Below are 1,117 nucleotides of genomic sequence, written 5' to 3'. Positions count from 1 at the left end.
CCATGTTTGATACATATCTTCATTGTGTAAAAGCTATCTGTAATTTTTCTACATATAAATACATGAAAAACATAAAATTTATATAAAATTAGATTGAGTTATAATATAGTTTCCGATTGATTAAAAAGACCATTCCTTAAACTAGAATGCACAGATAATGCTCATTTTATTGAATTAACCAAATTATATTTCAAGACTTTTATTTAAATCTTTCACTCTGGTGCATAAAAAAAGTGCATCAAACACCTGTTCAATGCACTATTACTTATTAGAACCAACTCTAAAAACTATAATTGAGTCCGAAAACCGCATGGTCATCAAAATCACTGCCCATCCGGTCCTGACCTCCCATGACATAATCAAAAGATGCTGTAAGCCCTGTATTTGTAAACGTTTTACTAATACCAATACGCGCCTCATTAAATGCAAAATCTTTTTCCGTCTGTACGACACTATCATCACGATCAGAATTATAAGCCGTTGCACCAATAGAGGTATTCAAATTGAAATCCATTGGCAAGGGATATATATAAGATGCACTAAAATAGGCATCTCCTGCATTTGTAGCAGATGCATCAGCAAGTGTTACTGCTGCTGCCAAAGTTAAGTTTTTATAACTCAAATTATAAAGTACATCATATGAAGTAATTGGACGCTTTTCACCTTGTTCCGAGCGTACTTTGTTTGCATCATGATATACATAAGCTGTCGCCTGGATAGCATAACTCCAATCCTGATTCAGCTGATGTGTGTAAGCAATATAGAAATCGTGCTCGAAACCATGATTTTTATCTTCATTGCCAGGATTATAGTCTAATGTTGATCCCCAATAACCAACTTTAATCCCGCTACGATGTATATATTCCAACCCTGCTTGTGCAGCAGGATCGTCATTTTCTACACCACCTCGATAAATATATTTAGATACAATGCCAACATTTCCAGAAATTGTACTACTTTCTGTCGTTGGGTCATTTTCTTTAGCAAAGAGGCTACATGACATAATACACAGAGGGAGTATCAGATATTTTTTATAAAATATGAACATTTGATAAAATAAAACGATAGCAAAAAAATTTGTCTATTTTAGCCAGTTTTTATGAATATAGGGTTATGC

The 1,117-nt window shown here is 33.6% G+C and carries 1 protein-coding gene; it reads right to left on the bottom strand.

Annotated features, from left to right (window positions below; genetic code table 11):
- Nucleotides 1–280: 280 nt before the first annotated feature.
- A complete protein-coding gene (locus tag KPC_RS19945; protein WP_228212365.1) occupies nt 281–1,003 on the bottom strand; it encodes a TorF family putative porin in 723 nt (240 codons plus the stop codon).
- Between the last annotated feature and the right edge of the window lie 114 nt (nt 1,004–1,117).

It is taken from the genome of Acinetobacter stercoris (genome assembly GCF_900323515.1).
In the GTDB taxonomy this organism is placed as follows: domain Bacteria; phylum Pseudomonadota; class Gammaproteobacteria; order Pseudomonadales; family Moraxellaceae; genus Acinetobacter; species Acinetobacter stercoris.
The sequence above is the reverse complement of the archived record's forward strand: the minus strand, read 5'-3'. Positions and strand labels throughout refer to the sequence as shown.

What these genes read in the sequence shown, in the direction of transcription:
- KPC_RS19945 (WP_228212365.1), bottom strand. Translation starts at nt 1,003, where the DNA reads ATGTCATGTAGCCTCTTTGCTAAAGAAAATGACCCAACGACAGAAAGT.